Raw genomic sequence first — 22635 nt, forward strand, 5'->3', positions numbered from 1 at the left:
GCTCGTCTAGGGTGAGTGACGGAGTGCCGGAGGTCCAACCAACGGCTGACCGGCGCTCCGTGCGACACGCCAGGACCTCGATGACCGACCCGTCCCCCCGGGCCCGCGCGCGCGACCCGCGCGAGAGCCCCCGGGCCTTGCTCGACTCCCTGTTCCCCGGCGGCGACGAGACCTCCGCCCTCGCCCGCTCGACCGACTGGTCGGCGACCTCGCTCGGCGATCCCTCGACGTGGCGACCGGAGCTCGCCGCGGCGATCCGAACGGTCCTCCCCGCGAGCATCCCGATGCTCCTGTGGTGGGGCGAGGACCTCGTCCAGGTCTACAACGACGCCTACCGTCCGGTCTGCGGCGTCAAGCACCCCCGCTCGATGGGCCAGCCGGCCGCGCAGTGCTGGCCCGAGGCCTGGCCGGAGCTCGGACCCCGCGTGCGGCGGGTCGTCGAGAAGGGCGTACCGGACCACGAGGAGGCGCTCCTGCTGCTCCTCCAGCGCCACGGCTTCGTCGAGGAGACGTACTGGCGCTACTCCTTCAGCCCGGTGCGGGCGGCCGACGGGGAGGTCCTCGGGGTCTTCGTCGCGACGACCGAGGTGACGCCCGTCGTCGTCGAGGGCTACCGCTCGGCCGTCGTCCGCGAGCTGGCGGCCCTGCCGAGCCTCGCGGTCGGCTCGGCGCAGGAGGCGGCCACGCGGGTCGTCGAGCTCCTCGCCGCCGACCGTCGGGCCGTACCCTTCGCGGCCCTGCACCTGCCCGACGGCGACGGCGCCCTCGTCCGGGCGGCGAGCACCGGTGTCGTGGACGGGGGTGAGGTCGTCCCCGCCCGCGTCGAGGAGGCCGGGGCGCACGCGCTCGCCGTGTCGGGACGGACCCGCTCGGCGCAGCACGTCGGGATCGGCCCGGGGGACCTCGTCGTCGAGCCCCCTCCGCTGGCCGGCCACCGCCCGACCGGTCTGGTGCACGTCCCGCTCGGGACGGCGGAGGGTCCCCTCGAGGGTGTGCTGACCCTCGGCCTCACGCCGTACCGCTCCGTCGACGAGGAGTACGAGCGCTTCGTGACCCTCCTCGCGCATCAGATCTCCACCCTCCTCGGCGACGTCCGCGGGGCGGCGGCCGAGCGGGCCCGGGTGGCGGCCTACGCCGAGCTCGACGCCGCGAAGAGCGCCGTCGTCGCCAACGTCAGCCACGAGTTCCGCACCCCGCTCACCGTCGTGCTCGCGGCCGCGCGCGAGCTGCGCGGTCTCGACCTGGCGGCGGACGAGGCGCAGCAGCACCTCGACGCCGTGGAGCGGGCCGCGGTCCGCCTCGACCGCCTCGTCGGGGCCCTGCTCGACGTCGCCCGGGCCGAGGCGGGTCGGCTCGAGGTCGAGCGTGCGGCGGTCGACCTGGGTGGGCTGACCCGGGACGTGGTGGCCATGTTCCGCAGCGCCGTCGAGGCGGCGGGCCTCGTGCTCGACGCCGACGTCGAGGACGTCGTGGCCCTCGCCCACCCCGACTCCTGGAGCACCGTCGTCGCCAACCTGCTGTCCAACGCCTACCGCTTCACCGCGGACGGCAGCATCTGCGTGGCCCTGCGGCGGGAGGGCGATGACGTCGTCCTCGAGGTCGCCGACACCGGCCGGGGCATCGCGCCCGACGAGGTCGACGCCGTGCTCGAGCGGTTCAGCCGCGGCCCCGGTCGTCCGGTCCGCGGCCACACGGGGACGGGCATCGGGCTGGCCCACGCGCGGGACCTCGTCCGGGCGCACGGCGGCTCCCTGACGCTGGAGCCGGGCGCGGGAGGAGGCACGCTCGCCCGCGTCCGGGTGCCGGTCGGCGACCCTGGCGGTGGCGGCACGCCCGCACCCGTCGTCAGCGACTCCTCTCTCGTCGCCGGGCTGCTCGACGGGGCGGTGACCGCCGGTCGTCGCGAGCCGGTCGCCGTCGACGAGGGAATGCCCGACGACCGCCCGCTCCTCGTCCTCGTCGAGGACCACGACGACGTGAGCGGCTACCTCCGGCGGATGCTCGAGGGGGACGGGTGGCGGGTGGTCGCCGTCCCCGACGTCCCGGCCGCGCTCGCCGTCCCGGTCGTCCCGGACCTCCTGCTCTGCGACGTCATGCTCCCCGGCCCGAGTGGGCTCGACCTCGTCCGCGTGCTGCGGGCCGAAAGACGCTGGAGCACGGTGCCGATCGTCCTGCTCACGGCGCGCTCCGGGGCACGGGAGGCGGCGGAGGGGCTGGCCGCCGGCGCCGACGACCACGTCGCGAAGCCCTTCGACCCCGTCGAGCTCCTCGCACGGCTGCGCACGCACCACGAGCTCGCCCGGCGGCGCAACAGGCTCGTCGACGAGGCCGAGACCCGGGCCGAGAACCTCGAGGTCGCGCTGCGCACCAACCGCAGCATCGGGATGGCCGTCGGGGTGCTCATGGCGCGCCACCGGGTCCCGAGCGAGCGGGCCTTCGAGATGCTGCGCCGGCGCAGCACGTCGACCAACCGCAAGCTGCGCGACATCGCCGAGGAGGTCGTGCACACCGGCGTGCTCCCGGGCTGATACCCCGTCCTCAGCGACGTACGCACCACCCAGTCCACTGTTCGACGCGCCTCCCCGCCCCGCGCAACGGCCCGGTCGTCTACGAATGAGGTTGAGACGCAGGGGTAGAGACCAGCCAGCACCTACTCCAAGGAGGGACCCATGTCCACGTCACCCCACAGGTCCGAGCGCGCCGACACCCACCGACCCGGCGTGCACCCCGCCCGCCGCGCCGCGCAGGTCTTCGGCGTCGTCTTCCTCGTCGTCGGCATCCTCGGCTTCGTGCCGGGCATCACGACCGACTACGACCAGCTGGAGGTCGCGGGCCACCAGTCGCACGCGATGCTCCTCGGCATCTTCCAGGTCTCGGTCCTGCACAACGTCGTCCACCTGCTCTTCGGCGTCGCCGGTCTGCTCATGTCCCGGACGGCGGGCGCCGCGCGCACCTACCTCGTCGGCGGCGGGGTCGTCTACCTCGTGCTCTGGCTCTACGGCCTCGTGGTGGACGAGACCTCGCAGGCGAACTTCGTGCCCCTCGACACCGCCGACGACTGGCTGCACCTCGCCCTCGGGGTCGTGCTCGTCGCCCTCGGGATTGCCACGACGCGCCGTGCGCCGGCCGACGGGGAGCGTGCCCGCGCATGAGCAGGGTCCTCGAGCTGCCCCTCCCGGGAACGGATCCCGGGGAGGGGCGGCCCGACGGGCTGGTCGTCGTCGGCAACGCCACGACGCTCCTCCACGTGGGGGGTCTCACCGTCCTCACCGACCCGACCTTCGTGCACCGGCACGAGTCGGTCGACCTCGGTCACGGGCTGAGCACCCGACGGCTCCTGGACCCGGCGATGGACATCGACGACCTGCCGCCGATCGACCTGGTCCTCCTCTCGCACCTCCACGGCGACCACTTCGACCAGGTGGCACAGGCCCGGCTCGACCACGACCTGCCGGTCGTCACCACCCCGGAGTCGGCCTCGGCGCTGCACGAGCTCGGCTTCCACGCGGCGCTCGGGCTCGACACCTGGGACGCGGTCGTCGTCACGCGTGGCGACAGCCGCGTGCGGATCACCTCGACCCCCGGGCGGCACGGCCCGCCCGGCGCCGGGCTCGTCCTGCCCGACGTCATGGGCAGCGTCCTCGAGTGGGAGGCGGACGGTCGTGGGCGCCGCCTCTACGTCACCGGTGACACCCTCGCGATCGACGACCTGCGGGAGGTCCCGCTGCGGCACCCCGACATCGACGTCGCACTCTTCCATCTCGGCGGCACGCGCGTCCTCGGGGTGCTCGTGACGATGGACGCCGACCAGGGTGTCGAGGCGATGCGGATGGTCGACCCGCGACAGGTCGTCCCCGTGCACCACGAGGACTACGACGTCTTCACCTCATCCCTCGACGACTTCCTCGAGGCCGCGACGGCCGCCGGCTTGAGCGACCGCGTGGTCGTCGTCGACCGCGGCCGTGAGCACCTCATGACTCCACCCGAGGACGGCACCGCCGGCGGGGTTGGTCCGCCGGGGGCGGGGTAGGACCCCTTCCGGCCGGTGAGCCCCGGTCGTCAGGAGGCGCACGATGGGCACCGGTGAGGACGACGGCACGCAGGAGTCCGGCGACCCGCCCCGGGTGGACGACGCGGACGTGGACCGCGACGGGGGCCCGCTGCTGCGGGACCCTCCACCCCCACCCGGGTGGACCGACCCCTTGGAGGACTCGCCGCTCCTGCGCGGGGCGGGCTTCACGTCCGGCTGAGCGCCGCCGTCCCGTCGGCGGCGGTGTCAGGGCCGGCGCGACGGCCGCGGGACGGGCAGCGCTCCGGTGTCCGCGACCTCGCCGGCCACGTCGCGCAGCGTGGCGTTGAGCGTCATGCTCGTGGACCGCAGGAGCGCGAAGGCGGTCTCCCGGTCGGCGCGGAAAGTGGTCATGAGGATGCCGACCGCCATCCCGATGGTCCGGCTGCTCTCGAGCGCCGCGCGCAGGTTGGTGTTGTCGGCCCGACGCACGTGCGACTCGATGACGAGTGCGGCCAGGGCCGACCCGCGCACCACGTCCGCGTGGCGTTGCGTCGCGACCTGGCGACGGCTCGGCGGGGCGCGAACGTCTCGTGCGTTGGCGGACTACGGGAGCTTGGACGCGAGGACGTCGGCCGCCAGGATCTCGGGTGCTGCGCCGAGGAGGTGCTGGTTGGCCATCAGGGCTGCGACGATGGCGCCGTTGGCGTGGGCGTCGCGAGCGGCCTCGTCGGGGAATGCATCGAAGATCCAGAAGGTGTCGGCGTGGGTCCTGACCGCGAACCAGACAATCGTTCCTACTTCCTCGTTGGCGAGCGCGACAGCGCCGGCGAGCAGATCGGCGAGCGCGTCGTGCTGTCCATCGGCCGCGACGATCTTGGCGACGAAGGCATACGGAAGTGATGCGGGTGTGGACATGAGGGGTTCTCCTAGGCGTCGAGGTTTCTTGGTGAAGCGAGTTCAGCGTATGACGACCAAGGGCATGTGAGAAGTGGCGTATACGGCAGTATTGCTATTGTTCGCGCCATGCGTATCGGACTGATCGCGATCGACGGCTGCTTCGGTTCGGCTGTCGCGTCGGTCATCGACATCGTGCGGGTGGCCGACGGAGCCCGCGGCGATGTCGACCCGCGGATCGACCCGATCGAACTCGCCATCCTCGGACCGAAACGGAGAGTGACCACGACGGCATCGATGACCCTGTCGGTGGACCACCCACTGTCGGAGTCCGCAGAGTTCGACGTGGTCGTCGTCCCTGCGCTTGGAACCCTCACGGCCGCCGCTACCAACGACGCCCTCCAGAGCCGAGATGCTCGTTCGGTTATCGCCTCGCTCGGGCGCCTCGACGACGCGACCACCCGGATCGCCGCGGCGTGCACCGGCGTGTTCGCTGTCGCCGAGACCGGACGGATGCATCGTCGGCGGGCGACGACCAGCTGGTTCCTGGGGCCGGAGTTCCTGAAGCGCTATCCGACCGTCGCCCTCGATCTCGACACCATGGTCGTGGTCGACGGGAACCTCGTCACCGCCGGCGCCGCGTTCGCCCACATCGACCTCGCGCTCTCACTCGTGCGATCGATCAGCCCCGACCTGGCCCAACATGTCGCCAAGCTCCTCATCATCGACGAGCGTCCGTCGCAGGCGGCCTTCGTCGCCTACGAACATCTCCGGCACGAGGACCCGATCGTCGTCGAGTTCGAACGCTTCGTGCGCGCCCGCCTGGACGAACCGTTCAACGTCGCCTTCGTCGCGCAGTCGCTCGGCACCAGCCGGCGCACCCTCGAACGACGAGTCCGTGCGGCGCTCAACCTCACTCCGCTCGGCTTCGTCCAACGGCTTCGCATCGAACGAGCTCGGCACCTCTCAGCAACCACGGACCTTACCTCCGCCGAGATCGCGCTACGGGTCGGCTACGCGAACGCCGAGACTCTGCGCTCCCTCCTGCGTAGGGAGCGACGCCGTTCCTGACCTATCGCCAGGCCTGTAGCCGGTGTCCTGGTTGTTGCGGGGCAGGAGGTTGATGTCGCACCCGCTCAAGCGTAGATGTATGCGAATCGCATAGAGTTTTGGCTATGGAGCCCAACCTTGAAGAAGCGATCAACGAGTGGCACGCCAGTGTCAATGCCGGCGAGCTGCAGCGATCTGCGCGGGCGGTCGGCGATCCGGTCGTCGTGCTTGGCCCGAAGGGCGCGGGTCCGATCACGCCTGCGCAGTTCGCCGAGTGGGTGGAGCGCTCGGGGATCAAGTTGATACCTCGGTCCTGGCACCCTGTCAGCGAGCGACTGATGGTGGTCGAGGAGGACGCGACCTGGCCCGAGAGCACGGAATCCATGCGGGTGGCGACGGTCTTCCGCGCTTCGGGCGGGAAGGTCACGGCTGCGCTCAGGCTGCCGGACCTGAAGGCCGCTCTCGAGCTGGCCTACATCTGCCGCGAGATGGCGGCAACGGAGTGATAGACCCCGGCCCGGGACAGGTCCTGTTCCATTTCGTCAGGCACTGGTCACGTCGGTCTGTCGCAGCGGACGCGGGCGGTGAGCAGGGGCGACTCGTGCTCGTTTGCGAGGCTGTCCATGCGCTGAGTCAGCGCGCGACCTCGGCAACGGTGAACGCAATCGCACAGGAGGTCGGGATCGACCAGAGCGGCGCGTCACGGTTGATCAAGAGTGCCACGGCAGCCGGGTATCTCGTCATGGCAGCGTCCGCGACCGATGGCCGACGACGCGAAGCATCACTCACGTCTGCGGGCCGGTCGATGCTGGACCAGGCGCACCGCTGGCAGGAAGACATCTTCCTTCGGCTGACCGAAGACTGGAGCGACCAGAAGCGCCATGACTTCCAGCAGGCGATGACCGACCTGATCGAGCGTTCCTACGCGATGGACGAATGAGCCACGCCAACGCCCCACTCAGCCTCGAGGGACGCCGCCGGCTGCTCGGACTGGGCAGGCGAAAGTTCATCGATCCTGGCGGCGACAAACAACCGCAAGCCCGGGAAGATCACCCCGCACTGGCCCGGACACATGGTGCATCTGGACGTGAAGAAGGTCGGCAGGATCCCCGATGGTGGCGGTTGGCGCATTCACGGCCGCGACAGCGACCATGCCAAGACCGTCGATCGAGCGAAGTCGGCTGGTGCGAAGCGTGGCTACACCTACCTGCACTCTGCCGTCGACGGATTTTCCCGGCTCTCCTACACCGAGCCGCTGCCCGACGAAAAGGGAGCCACCGCTGCAGCGTTCCTGGCACGAGCCAAGGTCTGGTTCGCGGCGCACGGCATCACGCACATCCACCGGGTCGTCACAGACAACGGGGCCTGCTACCGCTCTGGTGACTTCGCGCGGATCGTCGGACGACGCACGCGACATCAGAAGACCAAGCCGTACACCCCGCGCCACAACGGCAAGGTTGAGCGGTACCAGCGAATCCTCGCCGAGGAACTGCTCTACGCCCGCGAGTTCGATAGCGAGGACGCTCGCACTTCCGCGATCGCCGTCTGGAACATCCACTTCAACTACCACCGCCCGCACAGCGGAGCCGGTGGACGGCCGCCAGCATCTCGACTTCGGGACGGCGTCACCAAAGTCCAGCCCTCATACACCTAGTGCTCGACTGGAACCACCTCTCAGCACGTCGCGTCGACGCTCCGCCGACCAGCACGGCGAGCAGCCCGCCGAGGCCGAGCTCCCACAGGCGGGCGGTGGTGTCGAAGTAGGCGAAGGACTGCCGGGTCGCCGTCGTGTGCACCGACCACGCGAACGAGGCGAGGGTGACCACCGCGAGGGCGGCGACGACGGCCGCGGGGACGCCCACCCTCCGGGTGCGTCGGGCGACGGCCGCGCAGGCGAGGACGAGGAGGGGCCACACGAGGAACAGCTGCCCCTGCACCGACAGCGACCACATGTGCTGCAGCGGGCTGGCCGACCCCTTATCGGCTGCGTAGTAGTCGACGGCGCGGTGGGCGAGGACCCAGTTCTCGGAGTACGTCATCGAGCCGATGCCGTCGACGAGGACCGACCGCCAGCGCGGCGCGGGCAGGAGCAGCAGGGCGGCGCCGACCGTCGCCGTGACGACGACGGCGGCCGTCGGGACGAGGCGCGAGAAGATCCGCGCCCACCCCCGGGGCGGGCTGACCCGCTCACCCCGCTCGAGCCGGCGCACGAGCCCACCGGTGAGGAAGAAGGCCGACACCAGGAGGAAGACGTCCACGCCGCCGCTGACGCGCCCGAACCACACGTGGTAGGCGACGACGAGCAGCACGGCGAGGGCCCGCAGCCCCTCGACGTCGTTCCTGCGGGACGGGCTCGGACCGGGCACCCGGACATCCGAGCGGCCCGCGGTGACCCCCGGTCGGACACCACGTGACGCGCAGGCGAACACCTAGGCTCGGGTCCATGGCAGCACGTGCGGGCATCGTCGTCACGGGCACCGAGGTGCTCACCGGCCGCGTCACCGACCGCAACGGTCCGTGGCTCGCCGAGCGGCTGCGGCTGCTCGGGGTCGACGTGGGCCAGGTGGTCGTCGTCGGCGACCGTCGCGAGGACCTCGCCGCGGCGCTGCGCCACCTGGCGGGGGGCCACGACCTCGTCATCACGACGGGCGGTCTCGGCCCCACGGCCGACGACCTGACGGCCGAGGTCGTCGCCGAGGTGCAGGGCGCGGTCCTGCGCCTCGACCCCGACCTCGAGGCCCGCATCGCGGCCCGCGTCGCCTCGCTGACCGCCGCCCGCGGCTGGGCCACCGCCCCGGAGGCGATGGCCCGCGGGGTGCGCAAGCAGGCGATGGTGCCCGAGGGGGCGCACGTCCTGGAGCCGGTCGGCACCGCGCCGGGGCTGGTGGTCCCCTCCGCCCAGGGCCCCGCGGTGCTCGTCCTGCCCGGTCCGCCCGGGGAGCTGCGGCCGATGTGGGAGGACGCGGTGCGGGACACGCTGGTCCTCGCCGCGCTCGCCGGGCGCGAGGAGCTGCGCCAGCGGACGGTGCGCATCTGGGGCCCGCCGGAGGCCGAGCTCGCAGAGGTCCTGCGCACGCACGAGGCCGAGCGCGGGCTGGAGGGACTGGAGGTCACGACCTGTCTGCGCGAGGGCGAACTCGAGGTCGTCACCCGGTTCGCACCCGCCGCCCAGGGCGCGTACGACCGGCTCGAGGCGGCGCTCGTCGCGGCCTTCGCGGACGCCGTCTACAGCACCGACGGGCGCACCGTCGACGAGGTCGTCTTCGACCTGTTCGCCGGCACCGGCGCCACGCTCGCGACCGCCGAGTCCTGCACCGCCGGGCTGCTCGCCGGCCGTGTCGCCGACCTGCCGGGGTCCTCGGCCCACCTCGTCGGCGGCTTCGTCACCTACGCGAACGAGGCGAAGACCGCGCTCGTCGGCGTCCCCCCACGGCTGCTCGAGGAGCACGGGGCGGTGAGCCCGGAGGTCGCCGAGGCGATGGCGCGGGGGGCGCGCGAGCGGCTGGGCACCACGTGGGGGGTGGGGGTGACGGGGGTCGCCGGACCGGGGGGAGGGACGCCCGAGAAGCCGGTCGGCCTCGTCCACGTGTGCGCCAGCAGCGCCGACCGGACCGAGCACCGGGTGCTGCGGCTCGGCGGCTCGCGGGAGGCCGTGCGTCGGCGGACCGTCGTGGAGTGCCTGCACCTGCTCCGGGTGCTGCTGGACGAGGGCCGCTGACGCGCGGTCAGCCGCCCGCCCGCTCGGAGGAGTCCACGAGGCTCGCGACGTGCGGCGGCAGATCCCCGTCGAGGAGGTCCTGGAGGCTCGTGCCGTCGAGCACCTCGCTGAGGCTGGAGCGCACCGCGACCCACACCGCCGGCAGGTGCTCGGCGACGCCCTCGTAGGCGGTGTCCTGGGGCCGCAGCCCGCGGACCTCGGCGAGCGGGCCGTCGACCGCCCGGAACACGTCGCCGAGCGAGATCTCCGCGGCCGGCCGGGCGAGGACGTAGCCACCCCGCGGCCCGCGCCGGCTCGTGACGAGCCCGGCGACCCGCAGCTCGAGGAGGACGGACTCGAGGAACTTGTGGGGGAGCGACTGCCGCCGCGCGAGCAGCTCCGAGGTGAGGTGCTCGGCGCTCGCCGCCCGGGCGTCGGCGAGCGCCAGCATCGCCCGGACGGCGTAGTCGGTGCGGGCCGAGATGCCGAGCACCGCGCTGTGGCGGACCGGTCGGGGCGGCCCCTCGCGCAGCCTGCCCGTCATGCCACGGGCCCGGCGCCGACCGGCTCCTCGCTGCGCAGGGCCCACGCGACGACGTCCTCGCCGGCGGTGTACCGGCGGCGCTCCGCCTCGGCCCGGGTCACCTGGGCCACGAACCGCTCTCCGTCGTCCGCGGTCAGCTCGATGCGGACCTCGAACCCGAGCCGGACGACCCGGTCGACACGGGCGGCGACGAGCGGGCCGACCGCCCCCTCGGCGGCCTGGCGCGACGCGGCCGTCGCGTGGTCGCGCTCGAGGACGATGTCGTGCGGACGCACCAGCCGGTCGCCCAGGCGCGAGACGGCGCCGAGGAAGGACATGACGAAGTCGTTCTCGGGCCGCTCGTAGAGGCTGACGGGGTCGCCCACCTGCTCGATGCGGCCCTTGTTGAGCACCGCGATTCGGTCGGCGACGTCGAGCGCCTCCTCCTGGTCGTGCGTGACGAGGACGGTCGTCACGTGGACCTCGTCGTGCAGGCGGCGCAGCCAGCGCCGCAGGTCGGCGCGGACCTTGGCGTCGAGGGCACCGAACGGCTCGTCGAGGAGCAGCACCTGGGGGTCGACGGCGAGGGCCCGGGCGAGGGCCATCCGCTGCCGCTGCCCACCGGAGAGCTGCGCCGGGTAGCGGTGCTGGAACCCGTCCAGCCCGACGATCTCGAGCAGGTCGTCGACCTTGCGGGCGACCTCCGCCTTCGGGCGGCGGCGGATGGTCAGCCCGAAGGCGACGTTGTCGCGCACCGTCATGTGCTTGAAGGCGGCGTAGTGCTGGAAGACGAAGCCGATGCCGCGGTGCTGGGGCGGCTGGTGCGTCACGTCCTCGCCGTCGATGCGCACGTTGCCGCCGTCGAGGTCCTCGAGCCCGGCGATCGAGCGCAGCAGCGTCGACTTGCCGGAGCCGCTCGGGCCGAGCAGCGCCGTGAGGGACCCGGCGGGGATCTCGAGGCTCACGTCGTCGAGCGCGACGAAGTCGCCGTAGGTCTTGCGGGCGTCGGTCACGGTGATCATCGGTGGGTCCTCTTCCGGTCGAGCAGCGTCATGCCGAGGAGCGTGAGCAGCGCGAGGCCCATGAGGAGGGTCGCCGCGGTGTACGCGCCGTAGGTGTTGTGGTCGTCGATGTAGCGCGAGTGGACGAGGAGGGTGAGGGTCTGGCTGACGCCCGGGAAGCCGGACGACACCATGATCACCGCCCCGAACTCGCCGAGGGCCCGTGCGACGGTGAGCACGACGCCGTAGGTCAGGCCCCACCGGATGGCCGGCAGGGTGATGCGCCAGAACGTCTGCCAGCCGGACGCGCCGAGGGTGGCGGCCGCCTGCTCCTGCTCGGTGCCGATCTCGTGGAGCACCGGTTCGACCTCGCGGACCACGAAGGGCAGCGTCACGAAGACGGTCGCGATGACCATGCCGGGCAGGCCGAAGATCACCTTGATGCCGGTGCTCTGCTCCAGGCCGCCGAACCACCCGCCGACCCCCCACAGCATGATGAGGGAGACACCGACGACGATGGGGGACACCGCGAAGGGCAGGTCGACGACGGCCTGGACCACCCCGCGGAACGGCACCCGCCACCGGGCGAGCGCGATGGCGGTGACCACGCCGAAGACGACGTTGAGCGGCACGGTGATCGCGACGATGAGCAGCGAGAGGTTGAGCGCCGAGACCGCCGCGGGAGTGCGCACGGACGCCAGGAACGGGCCGAGACCCTCCCCGAAGGTGCGCCAGAGGATGACGACGATCGGGACCGCGAGGAGACCGACGAGGTAGACGAGGGCGAGCGTGCGCAGCGCGAGGGTCGCCCGACGGGAGGTCCTCATGCGGTGCTCGCCTCCCGCCGCTGGCTGAGCGTGGCCCAGACCCGCAGGACGAACAGGGTGAGGAAGGACACCGACAGCAGGGCCACCGACACGGCGGCCGCCGCGGCCGGGCTGTCGATCTCGATCTGCTGCTGGATGTACTGCGACACCACCTGCGTCTCCCGCGGGATGTTGCCCCCGATGAGGACGACCGAGCCGTACTCGCCGACCGCCCGGGCGAAGGCGAGCCCCGTGCCGGAGATGACCGCCGGCGCGAGGGAGGGCAGGACCACCCGGCGGAAGATCGTCGTGTTCGACGCGCCGAGCGAGGCCGCGGCCTCCTCGACCTCGCGGTCGAGCTCGATGAGGACGGGTTGCACGGACCGGACGACGAACGGCAGCGTGACGAAGGCCAGGGCGACCCCGAGCCCCCAGCGAGTGGCGTTGAGGTGCACGCCGATCGGGCTGTTCGGGCCGTAGAGCGAGAGCAGGACGATGCTCGCGACGATCGTCGGCAGCGCGAACGGCAGGTCGATGAGGGCGTTGACGACCCGCTGCCCCGGGAACTCGTCGCGCACGAGGACCCAGGCGACGAGCGTCCCCATCACGGCGTTGACGAGGGCGACGACGACGGAGACCCCGAGCGTGACCTCGAGGGCCGCGAGGGCGGCCGGCGCGGTGACCGCGGCCCAGAAGCCGGACAGGCCGTCGTCGAACGAGCGGACGGTGAGGGCCGCGAGCGGGAGCAGCACCATGAGGCTGAGCCACAGGCCGACGACGCCGAGACCGAGGGCGCGGCCCCCGGGACCGCCCCGGCGGCGCCTCCCTCCCTGTGAGGAGGCGCGCGCCGGGGCGGCCGACGGGGGAGCCGGGGACGGGGGAGCCCCGACCGGCTGGGTGGTGGTGGACACGCCTGCGCTCACTGCGTCGCGGCGTTGTAGATCTTCGCGACGGAGCCCTTCTCCTTGTCGAAGAGGGCCGGGTCGACCGTGCTCCAACCGCCGAGGTCGGCGATCGTCCAGAGCTTCTCCGGGGCGGGGAAGTCCGCGGCGAACTCGGCCGCGACGGTCTCGTCGACCGGCCGGAACCCCGCCTGGGCCCAGAGCTTCTGCGCCTGCGGCGTGTAGAGGAACTCGTCGAAGGCCTTGGCCTTCGCCGCGTTTTTGCTGGTGCTGAGGACGGCCACCGGGTTCTCGATCTTGAAGGTCTGCGGCGGGGTCACGTGCTCCACCGGGTCGCCCTCCCGCTCGATGAACAGCGCCTCGTTCTCGTAGCTGAGCAGGGCGTCGCCGCTGCCCTGGAGGAAGGTCTCGGTGGCCTCGCGCCCCGACTTCGGCTGCACCTTGACGTGGTCGCTCACGAGGGCGTTGACGTAGTCGAGGCCGGCCTGCACGTCCTGGCCTCCCTGGCTCTTCACGGCGTAGGGCGCCAGGAGGTTCCACTTCGCCGAGCCCGAGCTGAACGGGTTGGGCGTCACGACCTCGACGCCGGGCTTCAGCAGGTCGTCCCAGTCCTTGATGCCCTTGGGGTTGCCCTTGCGGACGACGATCGTCACGACCGACCCGAAGGGGATGCCCCGGTGCTCGCCGGAGCTCCAGCCCGGGTCGACCATCTTGGCGTCGACGAGGCGGGTGACGTCGGGCTCCACGGAGAAGCTGACGATGTCGGCCTCGGCGCCGGCGGCGACCTTGCGCGACTGGTCGCCCGAGGCGCCGTAGGACTGCTGGAACTGCACCCCCTTGCCCGCCTCGGTCTTCTGGAAGGCGGGGATCACCAGGTCGTAACCCACCTTCGGGACGGCGTACCCGTAGAGGTTGAGCGTCGTCGTGGCGCCTGCGGCCCCCCCGCCGGCGGCGGCGTCGACGTTGTCGCTGGCCCCGCCCCCGGCGCAGGCGCCCACCATCAGGGTTGCCCCCGTGAGGAGGGCAGCCAGTGCGGTTCGTCGGCTCGTCATCATGTGCTCCTGCGGCTCGTGCGTGTGTCGCGGACCCCTGCCCGCCACACGAACCCTATGGGGTTAGTAGGAATTGCCGCAAGGAAACGGAGAAAGTGGCGAGCGAGCACAGGAGCCCGGCCCGAAACCCTCAGGTCGGGACTCGTGCGACCGATGGGGCGGGCGTGGTGGACCGTCTCGACCTGCCGACTCGGCGCGCCCGGTCCATGATGGGCACACCCCCTCGTTCCCTGTCCTCGAGGTCCCGCGTGCTCGTGCGTTCCCTGTCCTTCGGTGTCGCCTACGCCCTGGCCACCGTGCTCGGGCGTGCCGTCGTCGACCCCGCGACGGGCCTGGCCCTCTTCTGGCCGGCCGCCGGGGTGGGCGCCCTCTGGGGGCTGATGGCGCGCGGACGCCGCGAGCTCGCGGTCGTGGCCGCGGTGGCCGGCGTCGTCGCCGCCGTCGCCAACGGGCTGACCGGGTTCGGCTGGGGCACCGCGCTCCTGCTCGGCGTGGCCAACGCGGTCGTCGCCGCGGGCACGCGCCTGGTCTACAGCGAGTTCCGGGTGCGCACCAGCCGCCGGCAGGGAGGCCGCCCCCGCTGGGACGCCGAGCGCTACGCGAGCCTGTCCGACTTCTGGCGGCTGATGCTCGCCGCGTTCGTCGCGACCACGGCCAGCGCCCTGGTCGCCGTCGTCGCCCTCGGGCCCGTCGGCGGCGCGCCGGTCACGCCGGCCACCGCGCTGGCGTGGGTCCTGCGCAACGGCGCGGCGGTCGCGGTCCTCACGGCGCCAGGCCTGACGACCAGGCACGCCCGCGCCCGCACCACCTGGGCGCAGCTCGCCGAGTTCGGCCTCGTCCTCGTCGTCACGGTCCCCGTCGTCTGGTCCGTCTTCGGGACCCGCCACACGCTGCCGCTCGCCTTCCTCCCCATCGCGCTGCTCCTCTGGAGCGGCATCCGGCTGCCGGTCCCGCTCGCGGCGGCCCACGGGGCGCTCATCGCGCTCGGGACCTTCCTCCTCGTGCGGTTCGCCGACGGTGGTCCGTTCGGCGCCATCGCCGACCCGGTCTCCGCGGCCCAGGTCCTGCAGGCCTACATGATCCTCGCCTCCGGGCTCGCGGTGATCCTCGCGACCGTCCAGACCGAGCGCGACCGGCTCCTGGAGTCGCTCTCGGTGTCGCGGCGCTCGGCGCGCATCCAGGCCGCGGACCTCGTCGCCATCACCCAGACCATCCCCGACGCGCTCGCGGTCGTCGACCGGCTCGGCCGGATGCGTCCGCTCAACACCGCCGCCCACCGCTGGCTCGGACCGCCGTTGCCGGACGGCTTCGCGGCGCGGCCCCCGCTGGCGCTCTCGGCCGAGAGCCTGGACCGCGCCGAGGACACGAGCGCACCCGGCCGGGCCCTGCGGGGCGAGCGCGTCGAGGACGAGCTGGTCCTCCTCGAGGACGTCGAGAGCGGCGAGACGCGGATGGTGACCGTCCACGCCGTCCCGCTGCGCGACCTCGACACCCGCAGCCCCGACCGCGCCCTCGTCGTGCTGCACGACAGCACCGAGGAGCACCGGCGCGTCACCGACCTCGACGCGGCGCGCGAGCGCTCCGAGCGGCTCGTCGCCGACGCGCCCCACGGGATCGCCGTGCTGGACCGCCAGGGCCGCATCATCCGGGCCAACGACAGCCTCGCGGAGGTCACCGGGCGGCCGCTGCACGAGCTCGAGGGCCTGCCGGTCGACGGTCTCTCGCCGCGCCACCCCGACGACGTCGCCCGCCACCTCGAGCGCGTGCTCCACGAGAACGGCCGCCCCGTCCGGGACGAGTGGACGCTCACCCGGCCCGACGGCGTCGACGTGCGCGTGGCGCTGACCAGCCGGGTGCTCTCGGCGGGGGAGGAGCGGGCCGAGACCGACGGCGTCGTGGTCATGAACGTCATCGACGTCTCCGAGCGGCACCGCTACGAGCAGCGCCTCACCCACCTCGCCGACCACGACGCGCTGACCGGCCTGCCGAACCGACGCCGGTTCGAGGAGGACCTGGAGCGCCAGCACCGCCGCGTCGAGCGGTACGGGCCCACCGGCGCCCTCATCCTCCTCGACCTCGACAACTTCAAGGACGTCAACGACACGCTCGGCCACGCGGCCGGCGACCAGCTGATCGTCTCGACGGCGAACGTCCTGCGGGCGACGGTGCCCCCGTCCGACCTCGTCGCGCGGCTGGGTGGCGACGAGTTCGCCGTGCTCCTGCCGGACGCGGACCGCGCCGGCGCGGAGATCGTCGCGGCCGAGATCGTCGAGCGCGTGCGGGCGCACACCTCCACCCTCGACGGCGTCAACCGGCGGGTCACCGCGAGCGTCGGCGTCGTGACGTTCGCCGACGCCCAGCAGCAGGACTCCGACATCCTCGCCCTCGCCGACATGCTCATGTACGACGCGAAGGACGACGGCCGCAACTGCTACGTCCTCCTCGGGGACTCGGCGCGACCGGAGCCGCGCTCGGGCGCCCGGCTGGCCTGGCGCTCCCGCCTCGAGAACGCCATCGAGAACGACCTCTTCGAGCTCTACCTCCAGCCGATCGTCGACGTCCGCACCAACCGCGTCAGCGGCGCGGAGGCCCTGCTCCGGCTCGTCGACGAGGGAGAGCCGGTCGCCCCCGGGCGCTTCGTGTACATCGCCGAGCGGACCGGTCTGGCCCCGGCCATGGACGCCTGGGTGGTGCGGCACGGGATCGCGATGCTCCGCCGCCTCCAGGCGCTGGCCCCCGGGCTCACGCTGGCGGTCAACATCTCCGGCAGCTCGATGGGGGACCCCGGCATCGAGGCCGAGCTCGTCGCCGGCCTGGAGCCGCACGACATCGACGCCGGCTCGCTCGTCGTCGAGGTCACCGAGACGGCCGCGGTCTCCGACGTGCTCGCCGCGCGGGCCTTCGCCGCCCGCCTCGGTGCCCTCGGCGTCCGCTTCGCCCTCGACGACTTCGGCACCGGGTTCGGGTCCTTCTCCTACCTCAAGCACATGCGCTTCGACGTCGTGAAGATCGACGGCGAGTTCGTCGCCGACTCCGACCAGAGCGACACCGACCGGGCCATCCTCGAGTCGATCGTCCGCATCGCGCACTTCCTCGGCAAGCGCACGGTGGCCGAGTTCGTCGGCCGGTGGGAGACCCTCGACGTCGTCCGTGACCTGGGCATCGACTACGCTCAGGGCTACCTCCTGGGGGAGCCGGTGCCGTTCGACGAGTTCGTGGCCCGTCACCTGGGGGATGAGGTGGGGGCCCCGGGGGGACGGCGCCGCGACCTCGCCCGGGCAACGACGCCGCACGTCATCGACCCGCGGAGGGATGTCCCGTGAGCAGCACGACCAACCGGCTCCAGCGGGGCACCGGCATCTTCGTCGTCCTCATGGCGACGGCCGCCGCCGGGATGCTCTGGTTCGCCCTCACGCTCACCGACCCCGAGGCGCGGCGCCCCGCCAAGGAGGGCGCGGTGTTCGGGGTCTGGCAGGTCCTCTACGACACGCAGGCTCCCTCGACCCAGCTGCTCGTCGCCGCGATCGGCCTCGCCCTCCTCCTGGCCGCCGGGGTCGCGCTCGTCGAGAGCCGCATCACCAAGCGCTACCGCCGCTCGGAGAACTCGGGCGAGACGCCGCTGGCGCCGAAGCTCGTCATGGCGCGCACCGCCGGGGTCTACCACGGCCCGGTCACGGTGACGGTCCTCATCCCCGCGCACAACGAGGAGGACCGGATCGTCGCCACGCTCGCCTCCCTCCAGGAGCAGACGACCCGTCCCGACCGCGTCGTCGTCGTCGCCGACAACTGCACCGACGCGACCGAGGAGCTGGCCCGGGCGGCGGGGGTCGAGGTCTTCACGACCGTCGACAACGCGCACAAGAAGGCCGGCGGCCTCAACCAGGCCCTCGCGAGCCTGCTGCCGGAGCTCGGCGAGAACGACACCGTCATGGTCATGGACGCCGACACCGTCATCGGCCACGAGTACCTCGAGACGGCGAAGCAGCGGATGACCGAGGACCGCGCCCTCATGGCGATCGGCGGCCTCTTCATGGGCGAGGACGGTCACGGTCTCATCGGGCAGTTCCAGCGCAACGAGTACATCCGCTACAGCCGGGACATCAAGCGCCGGCGCGGGCGGCTGTTCGTCCTCACCGGCACGGCGTCGGTCTTCCGGTCCGCGGCGCTGCGCGAGGTCGCGGCCCAGCGCGGCCGGCTGCTCCCGGGCGTCCCCGGCGACGTCTACGACACGGTCGCGCTCACCGAGGACAACGAGCTGACGCTCGCCCTCAAGTCGCTCGGAGCCCTCATGACCTCGCCGGCGCAGTGCACGGTGGTCACCGAGGTCATGCCGACCTGGCGGGCGATCTGGCACCAGCGCCTGCGCTGGCAGCGTGGGGCGCTCGAGAACCTCGGGGCCTACGGCCTGACCCCGCAGACCTCGCGGTACTGGGTGCAGCAGTTCGGCATCGGGTACGGGTCGGTCGCCCTGCTCAGCTACTACGCCGCGATCTTCACGATGGCGGTGTCGCTCGACGACTGGGTCTGGTTCCCCTTCTGGCTCGGCGTCGGTGGGATCTTCATGGTCGAGCGCGTCGTCACCGCCTGGCGTGGGGGATGGCGGGCCCGTCTCGTCGCGGCCACGCTCTTCCCGGAGCTCGTCTACGCGACGTTCCTCAACGTCGTCTTCCTCAAGGGCGTGGTCGACATCCTCGTCGGGCGGCAGGCGCAGTGGTCCCACGTGACCCGGTCGGCCGACGGCAAGGTCGTCGTCCGGGACGGGCCGCACGCATGACCGCCGTCGCCGTGCCGACCGGGCTCCTGTTCCCCGAGAGCACGATCTTCTCCCCGTGGTTCGCCGTGCTCAGTGTCTTCGTCGCCATCAACACGGTCATGTACGTCGCGCTGGCCGTCGCGAAGATCCTCCCCAAGGTCGACCCGCGCGAGTGGCTGCCGCGGCGCTACCAGCGCGCCCAGTCGCGCAGCATCCACCCGGTGGCCCCGGATGCCGCGAGGGACGAGGACGCCCTCAGGCGCTGACCTCCCGCTCCCGCCCCGCGAGGAGGGGCGCGAGCGTCGGGCCGGGCTCGTCGCCGAGCAGCGAGGCCGCCACCCACCGGGCGGCGAGGCCGTCGAACGTGCCGAGGTGGCGCAGCATCGAGTGGCTCCCGCCGGGCACGGTGACGATGCCGCCACGCGTGCCCGGCCCGAGACGCCGGGCGACGTCGCGCGCGAGGTCCGGACGGGCGACGCGGTCGGCGTCCCCGTGGACGAGGAGGACGTCGCGGCCGGACAGCGGCCCGACGGGGTCGCCGTGAGCCAGCCACGTCGCGAGGCCGACGACGGCCCGCACCCGCTCGTCCCCGGCGGCCAACAGGGCGGCGCGGCCCCCGAGGCTGTGCCCGACGAGCGCGACCGGGACGTCGCCGACCTGCTCCGTCACGCGGTCGAGCGCCCACCGCGCGTCGTCGACCGGGTTCGGGTGGCCGGACCAGCCGCGGGTCGAGTTGAGCAGCCGCCAGACCGCGAGCCGGCGCCGTCCGGTGGTGGCCAGGCGGCCCGCGACCGGCACCATCCGCAGCACGGACAGCTGGGTGGGGCTGACGGGCACGCCGCCGGTCCGGCTGCCGCCGCCGTGCAGGACGACGACGGCGCCCCGCGGCTCGGCGGGCACGGTCGTCGGCTCCAGGCGGCTGCGCACGTCGGTCACGGGTCCTGTCTACCCCGGGCGCCCGTGTCCCACCCGGCCGGCTCCGATCCGGTGGGCAGGAGCGGGCCGAACTCCCGGCGTGCCCACCCGTCGTGACCGTCCCTACCGTGCCGTCGTCGCCGCGGCGCGGTTCCTGTTCCGCGTGCTCGGCCTGCGCGTCGAGGTGCGGGGGGCGGAGCACCTGCCGGCCACGGGGCCGGTCGTCGTCGCGGCGAACCACCAGAGCTTCGCCGACTTCGCGGTCGTCGGTCTGCCCGCGGTGCAGCGGGGTCGGCTCGTGCGCTTCCTCGCCAAGGAGGCCGTCTTCCGGGCGCCCGTCGCCGGGTGGCTGATGCGCGCCATGGGGCACGTCCCGGTCGACCGCCGGGCGGGCGCGGCGGCCGCGGTCCGGGCGCTGCGGCTCCTGCGCGCCGGCGAGGTGGTCGGCGTGTACCCGGAGGCGACCATCGGCCACGCCTTCTTGCTCAAGGAGCGCGCGGACCTGCGACCCGGTGCGGCCCGGCTCGCCATGGAGACCGGTGCCCCGCTCGTCCCCGTCGCGCACTGGGGGCTGCACCGGGTCCTCACCGTCGGGGGCCGGCTCTCGGTGCGGCGCGGACGGTGGGTCGGCGTCGTCGTCGGCGAGCCGCTGGTACCCCGGCCGGGGGAGGGTGTCGAGGAGCTGACCGACCGGCTGCACGCCCGCCTCGAGACGCTCGTCGAGTGCCTCGTCGACCGCTACCCGGACCCGCCGCGGGCCCCGGTGTCCGCATGGTGGTGGCCGGCCGCCCGCGGTGGCGGGGCTCCGAACGCGGCTGACGCCGCGCGGCTGGACCGGGCCGCGATGGACGAGGCCGACGACCACGCGGCTCGTCGACGGGCCCGACAGCGTTGACATCGTTGTCGCACAGGCGGAATCGTTTACATCACACGTAACCGGTCAGTAGGTGTGAGCAGGATCTCTGGCGGTATGTCGGATGTGACGAAGGACTCCCGCGTCGAAACGCTTCGACCGTGGACCGGCCACCCGCGCCTACGGTGCAATGGCTGTCTCGCAGGGCGGGATGCACGACGTCGTGGTCCCGCCCTCGGGTTGACCTGCGTGACGACCGAAAAGGGTGAGCATTGTGGCCGACCTGGAGAAGTCCCTGGACGAAGCGGGACTGACCAACGAGAGCGTCCGGGAGTACGTCCGTCACTGGGCGGACTTCCTCGGCGCCGAGCGCATCGAGGTGGTCTCGGCGTCCGACGACGCCCGCCTCGTGCGGGAGGCCCTGGAGGCGGGGGAGATCGAGCCGGCCGGGGAGGGGCTCTACTACTCGCGCAGCTACTCCAAGGACACCGCGCGCTCGGAGGAGCGCACGATCGTCGCCACGAGCCGCCCCGAGGACCGGGGCGTCTACAACAACTGGCGCCACAGCGACGAGATCCGGCCGGTCGTCGAGGGCCACATGAAGGGCGCCATGGCCGGCAAGACCATGTACGTCATCCCCTACCTCATGGCCCCGCCCGGCAGCCCCCTCGAGCGCTTCGCCGCGGGCGTCGAGATCACCGACAACCGCACCGTCTGCCTCCACATGATCCGGATGGCGCGCGTCGGCGTGAACCACATCAACTCGCTCGCGGAGCAGGACGTGTTCGTCCGCGCCGTACACGTGACCGGCGATTTGCCGAACCTCGGCCAGGGCACGCCCGACGACCAGCGCTACTTCGTCACCGTCGCGGACGAGCGGACCATCCTCCACTTCGGCAGCAGCTACGGCGGCAACGCGCTGCTCGGCAAGATCGCCCACGGCCTGCGCCAGGCGGCGTACGACGGCTGGGCGTCGGGCGAGTTCCTCGGCGAGCAGTTCATGCTCCTCGGCATCACCGACAAGGAGACCGGCGAGACCCACCACGTCTGCGGCGGCTTCCCCAGCGCCTCGGGCAAGACGAACCTCGCGATGACGCTCGCCCCGGACGCGCTCGGCGACCGGTACCACGTCAGCTTCTACGGCGACGACATCGCGTGGCTCTGGGTCGACCCGAGCGACGGCCAGCTCTACGGGCTCAACCCCGAGAACGGCGTCTTCGGTGTCGCCAAGGACACGAACGAGAAGACCAACCCGACCGCGCTGGACTCCATCGCCGAGGGCACGCAGGCGCTCTTCACGAACGTCGCCTACAACGAGAGCACCCACGAGGTCTGGTGGGAGGGCAAGACGCCCGAGCGCCCCGCCGACGTCACCGGCTGGCGGGACTGGAAGGGCGAGCTCATCGCCGACCGCAACCCCGACGAGGCGAACGACCCCTGGGCACACCCGAACTCGCGGTTCACGACGACCCTCGCCAACGTGCCGAACGTCGCCCCCGACTTCGAGGACCCGAAGGGCGTCAAGATCGACGCGATCATCTTCGGTGGCCGCACCCGCGACCGCGAGCCGCTCGTGCGCGCCATCACCGACCTCGCCGAGGGCGTCTACGACGGCCTGACGCTCGGCGCCGAGGCGACCTTCGCCGCCGAGGGCGTCGACGGCAAGCTGCGCTACGACCCGATGTCGATGCGCCCGTTCATGTCCTACCCCGAGGGCCCCTACGCCGCGCACTGGCTGAAGATCGTCGGGGCCGCGAAGGACCAGCCGATCTTCGCGCACGTCAACTGGTTCCAGCGCGACGAGGAGGACGGCCACTTCCTCTGGCCCGGCTACCGCGAGAACCTCCGCGCGCTCCTCTGGCTCGTGCAGCTCAAGAAGGGCGAGGTGACCGGTCGCCGCACCGCGGTCGGCATCCTCCCGACCAAGGACGAGCTCGACCTCGTCGGTCTCGAGATCGACGAGGACGACCTCGACACCATCCTCGACGTCGACGTGCAGCGCTGGCGCGAGGAGATGGGCCACCGCGAGGAGCACCTGCGGCAGTTCGCGGACCTGCCCGAGGAGATCTGGGAGGCCCACCGGCGCGTGGCCGCGGCCCTCGAGGCGGACGCCAGCGTCCGCGCCTGAGCGACCTCGGACGGGCCCGGGCCCCGTGGGTGCGAACCCTCGGGGCCCG

22 protein-coding genes and 1 pseudogene are annotated in these 22635 nt (G+C 72.7%); 14 read left to right on the plus strand and 9 right to left on the minus strand.

Going from position 1 to position 22635, the window contains the following annotated elements:
• The first annotated feature begins 80 nt into the window (after nt 1-80).
• The 4 genes from IG69_RS0115440 to IG69_RS22220 all read left to right on the plus strand — a co-directional run bounded on the left by IG69_RS0115440 (nt 81) and on the right by IG69_RS22220 (nt 4250).
• Complete coding sequence (locus tag IG69_RS0115440) at nt 81-2528, plus strand: ATP-binding protein (protein WP_051750626.1); 2448 nt, start codon at nt 81-83, stop codon at nt 2526-2528.
• A 141-nt stretch (nt 2529-2669) separates the two neighbouring features.
• Nucleotides 2670-3152, plus strand: a complete 483-nt coding sequence (locus tag IG69_RS0115445; RefSeq protein WP_051750627.1) for a DUF4383 domain-containing protein — start codon at nt 2670-2672, stop codon at nt 3150-3152.
• Nucleotides 3149-4030 (plus strand): MBL fold metallo-hydrolase, encoded by an 882-nt coding sequence (locus IG69_RS0115450; protein ID WP_084696855.1) that lies wholly within the window; start codon nt 3149-3151, stop codon nt 4028-4030. The genes IG69_RS0115445 and IG69_RS0115450 overlap by 4 nt, the downstream gene beginning before the upstream one ends.
• A 43-nt stretch (nt 4031-4073) precedes the next feature.
• On the plus strand, nt 4074-4250 hold the full coding sequence (locus tag IG69_RS22220) for a hypothetical protein (RefSeq protein WP_157577652.1): 177 nt from the start codon (nt 4074-4076) through the stop codon (nt 4248-4250).
• A 26-nt stretch (nt 4251-4276) separates the two neighbouring features.
• Here IG69_RS22220 and IG69_RS0115460 read toward each other — a convergent pair whose 3' ends face one another.
• Nucleotides 4277-4543 carry an ANTAR domain-containing protein gene (locus tag IG69_RS0115460; RefSeq protein ID WP_030529075.1) on the minus strand — a complete coding sequence of 89 codons (267 nt, stop codon included), beginning with the start codon at nt 4541-4543 and terminating at the stop codon, nt 4277-4279.
• A 72-nt stretch (nt 4544-4615) separates the two neighbouring features.
• Nucleotides 4616-4927 carry a putative quinol monooxygenase gene (locus IG69_RS0115465; RefSeq protein WP_003941073.1) on the minus strand — a complete coding sequence of 104 codons (312 nt, stop codon included), beginning with the start codon at nt 4925-4927 and terminating at the stop codon, nt 4616-4618.
• Between the two features lie 108 nt (nt 4928-5035).
• Here IG69_RS0115465 and IG69_RS0115470 point away from each other — a divergent pair, with 108 nt between their 5' ends.
• The 4 genes and pseudogenes from IG69_RS0115470 to IG69_RS21755 all read left to right on the plus strand — a co-directional run.
• Nucleotides 5036-5977 carry a GlxA family transcriptional regulator gene (locus IG69_RS0115470; protein ID WP_030529076.1) on the plus strand — a complete coding sequence of 314 codons (942 nt, stop codon included), beginning with the start codon at nt 5036-5038 and terminating at the stop codon, nt 5975-5977.
• A gap of 104 nt (nt 5978-6081) precedes the next feature.
• A complete protein-coding gene (locus IG69_RS0115475; protein ID WP_030529077.1) occupies nt 6082-6462 on the plus strand; it encodes a hypothetical protein in 381 nt (126 codons plus the stop codon).
• Between the two features lie 95 nt (nt 6463-6557).
• Nucleotides 6558-6896: a MarR family winged helix-turn-helix transcriptional regulator gene (locus IG69_RS0115480; protein WP_211251023.1), complete on the plus strand. Its 339-nt coding sequence runs from the start codon at nt 6558-6560 to the stop codon at nt 6894-6896.
• 44 nt (nt 6897-6940) lie between these two features.
• Nucleotides 6941-7610, plus strand: a pseudogene (locus IG69_RS21755) (integrase core domain-containing protein); the annotation flags it as partial.
• On the opposite strand, the gene IG69_RS0115485 reads toward IG69_RS21755, so the two are convergent.
• Nucleotides 7582-8322 (minus strand): acyltransferase family protein, encoded by a 741-nt coding sequence (locus tag IG69_RS0115485; RefSeq protein ID WP_169742079.1) that lies wholly within the window; start codon nt 8320-8322, stop codon nt 7582-7584. The pseudogene IG69_RS21755 and the gene IG69_RS0115485 sit on opposite strands and share 29 nt — an antisense overlap.
• 77 nt (nt 8323-8399) lie before the next feature.
• Between IG69_RS0115485 and IG69_RS0115490 the strand changes: the two genes are divergently transcribed.
• Nucleotides 8400-9674 carry a competence/damage-inducible protein A gene (locus IG69_RS0115490; RefSeq protein WP_030529080.1) on the plus strand — a complete coding sequence of 425 codons (1275 nt, stop codon included), beginning with the start codon at nt 8400-8402 and terminating at the stop codon, nt 9672-9674.
• Between the two features lie 7 nt (nt 9675-9681).
• On the opposite strand, the gene IG69_RS0115495 is transcribed toward IG69_RS0115490, so the two are convergent.
• From IG69_RS0115495 to IG69_RS0115515, 5 genes are read right to left on the minus strand one after another with little or no spacing between them, the layout of a single operon-like run.
• On the minus strand, nt 9682-10197 hold the full coding sequence (locus IG69_RS0115495; protein WP_051750628.1) for an RrF2 family transcriptional regulator: 516 nt from the start codon (nt 10195-10197) through the stop codon (nt 9682-9684).
• Entirely contained in the window at nt 10194-11198 is a 1005-nt protein-coding gene (locus IG69_RS0115500; protein ID WP_030529082.1) for a sulfate/molybdate ABC transporter ATP-binding protein, read from the minus strand. The genes IG69_RS0115495 and IG69_RS0115500 overlap by 4 nt, the downstream gene beginning before the upstream one ends.
• Nucleotides 11195-12004 (minus strand): sulfate ABC transporter permease, encoded by an 810-nt coding sequence (locus IG69_RS0115505; protein WP_030529083.1) that lies wholly within the window; start codon nt 12002-12004, stop codon nt 11195-11197. The genes IG69_RS0115500 and IG69_RS0115505 overlap by 4 nt, the downstream gene beginning before the upstream one ends.
• Nucleotides 12001-12894, minus strand: a complete 894-nt coding sequence (gene cysT / locus IG69_RS0115510) for a sulfate ABC transporter permease subunit CysT (RefSeq protein ID WP_030529084.1) — start codon at nt 12892-12894, stop codon at nt 12001-12003. Before cysT ends, IG69_RS0115505 begins: the two co-directional genes overlap by 4 nt.
• Before the next feature lie 8 nt (nt 12895-12902).
• On the minus strand, nt 12903-13937 hold the full coding sequence (locus tag IG69_RS0115515) for a sulfate ABC transporter substrate-binding protein (RefSeq protein ID WP_157577654.1): 1035 nt from the start codon (nt 13935-13937) through the stop codon (nt 12903-12905).
• A gap of 248 nt (nt 13938-14185) precedes the next feature.
• On the opposite strand from IG69_RS0115515, the gene IG69_RS21200 reads away from it, so the two are divergent.
• The 3 genes from IG69_RS21200 to IG69_RS0115530 are packed head-to-tail and all read left to right on the plus strand — an operon-like array spanning nt 14186 to nt 18956.
• Nucleotides 14186-17260, plus strand: a complete 3075-nt coding sequence (locus IG69_RS21200; protein WP_051750629.1) for a bifunctional diguanylate cyclase/phosphodiesterase — start codon at nt 14186-14188, stop codon at nt 17258-17260.
• Nucleotides 17257-18711 (plus strand): glycosyltransferase family 2 protein, encoded by a 1455-nt coding sequence (locus tag IG69_RS0115525; protein WP_245616170.1) that lies wholly within the window; start codon nt 17257-17259, stop codon nt 18709-18711. The genes IG69_RS21200 and IG69_RS0115525 overlap by 4 nt, the downstream gene beginning before the upstream one ends.
• Nucleotides 18708-18956 carry a hypothetical protein gene (locus tag IG69_RS0115530; RefSeq protein WP_030529088.1) on the plus strand — a complete coding sequence of 83 codons (249 nt, stop codon included), beginning with the start codon at nt 18708-18710 and terminating at the stop codon, nt 18954-18956. The genes IG69_RS0115525 and IG69_RS0115530 overlap by 4 nt, the downstream gene beginning before the upstream one ends.
• On the opposite strand, the gene IG69_RS0115535 is transcribed toward IG69_RS0115530, so the two are convergent.
• The gene (locus IG69_RS0115535) at nt 18946-19626 is read right to left on the minus strand and encodes an alpha/beta hydrolase (RefSeq protein ID WP_084696858.1); all 681 of its coding nucleotides are present in this window, start codon (nt 19624-19626) and stop codon (nt 18946-18948) included. The two genes, IG69_RS0115530 and IG69_RS0115535, sit on opposite strands and share 11 nt — an antisense overlap.
• A gap of 79 nt (nt 19627-19705) precedes the next feature.
• On the opposite strand from IG69_RS0115535, the gene IG69_RS0115540 reads away from it, so the two are divergent.
• Both IG69_RS0115540 and IG69_RS0115545 read left to right on the plus strand, forming a co-directional pair.
• Nucleotides 19706-20500 (plus strand): lysophospholipid acyltransferase family protein, encoded by a 795-nt coding sequence (locus IG69_RS0115540; protein ID WP_051750630.1) that lies wholly within the window; start codon nt 19706-19708, stop codon nt 20498-20500.
• 232 nt (nt 20501-20732) lie between these two features.
• Entirely contained in the window at nt 20733-22586 is a 1854-nt protein-coding gene (locus IG69_RS0115545; RefSeq protein ID WP_030529091.1) for a phosphoenolpyruvate carboxykinase (GTP), read from the plus strand.
• Nucleotides 22587-22635 lie beyond the last annotated feature (49 nt).

It is taken from the genome of Phycicoccus jejuensis (genome assembly GCF_000720925.1).
Classification (GTDB): Bacteria; Actinomycetota; Actinomycetes; order Actinomycetales; family Dermatophilaceae; genus Phycicoccus; species Phycicoccus jejuensis.

Bases quoted from the DNA above. Each gene is read 5' to 3' on its own strand.
- IG69_RS0115440 (WP_051750626.1), top strand. From the start codon at position 81: ATGACCGACCCGTCCCCCCGGGCCCGCGCGCGCGACCCGCGCGAGAGC.
- IG69_RS0115445 (WP_051750627.1), top strand. From the start codon at position 2,670: ATGTCCACGTCACCCCACAGGTCCGAGCGCGCCGACACCCACCGACCC.
- IG69_RS0115450 (WP_084696855.1), top strand. From the start codon at position 3,149: ATGAGCAGGGTCCTCGAGCTGCCCCTCCCGGGAACGGATCCCGGGGAG.
- IG69_RS22220 (WP_157577652.1), top strand. From the start codon at position 4,074: ATGGGCACCGGTGAGGACGACGGCACGCAGGAGTCCGGCGACCCGCCC.
- IG69_RS0115465 (WP_003941073.1), bottom strand. From the start codon at position 4,927: ATGTCCACACCCGCATCACTTCCGTATGCCTTCGTCGCCAAGATCGTC.
- IG69_RS0115470 (WP_030529076.1), top strand. From the start codon at position 5,036: ATGCGTATCGGACTGATCGCGATCGACGGCTGCTTCGGTTCGGCTGTC.
- IG69_RS0115475 (WP_030529077.1), top strand. From the start codon at position 6,082: ATGGAGCCCAACCTTGAAGAAGCGATCAACGAGTGGCACGCCAGTGTC.
- IG69_RS0115490 (WP_030529080.1), top strand. From the start codon at position 8,400: ATGGCAGCACGTGCGGGCATCGTCGTCACGGGCACCGAGGTGCTCACC.
- IG69_RS0115495 (WP_051750628.1), bottom strand. From the start codon at position 10,197: ATGACGGGCAGGCTGCGCGAGGGGCCGCCCCGACCGGTCCGCCACAGC.
- IG69_RS0115500 (WP_030529082.1), bottom strand. From the start codon at position 11,198: ATGATCACCGTGACCGACGCCCGCAAGACCTACGGCGACTTCGTCGCG.
- IG69_RS0115505 (WP_030529083.1), bottom strand. From the start codon at position 12,004: ATGAGGACCTCCCGTCGGGCGACCCTCGCGCTGCGCACGCTCGCCCTC.
- IG69_RS0115515 (WP_157577654.1), bottom strand. From the start codon at position 13,937: ATGACGAGCCGACGAACCGCACTGGCTGCCCTCCTCACGGGGGCAACC.
- IG69_RS0115530 (WP_030529088.1), top strand. From the start codon at position 18,708: ATGACCGCCGTCGCCGTGCCGACCGGGCTCCTGTTCCCCGAGAGCACG.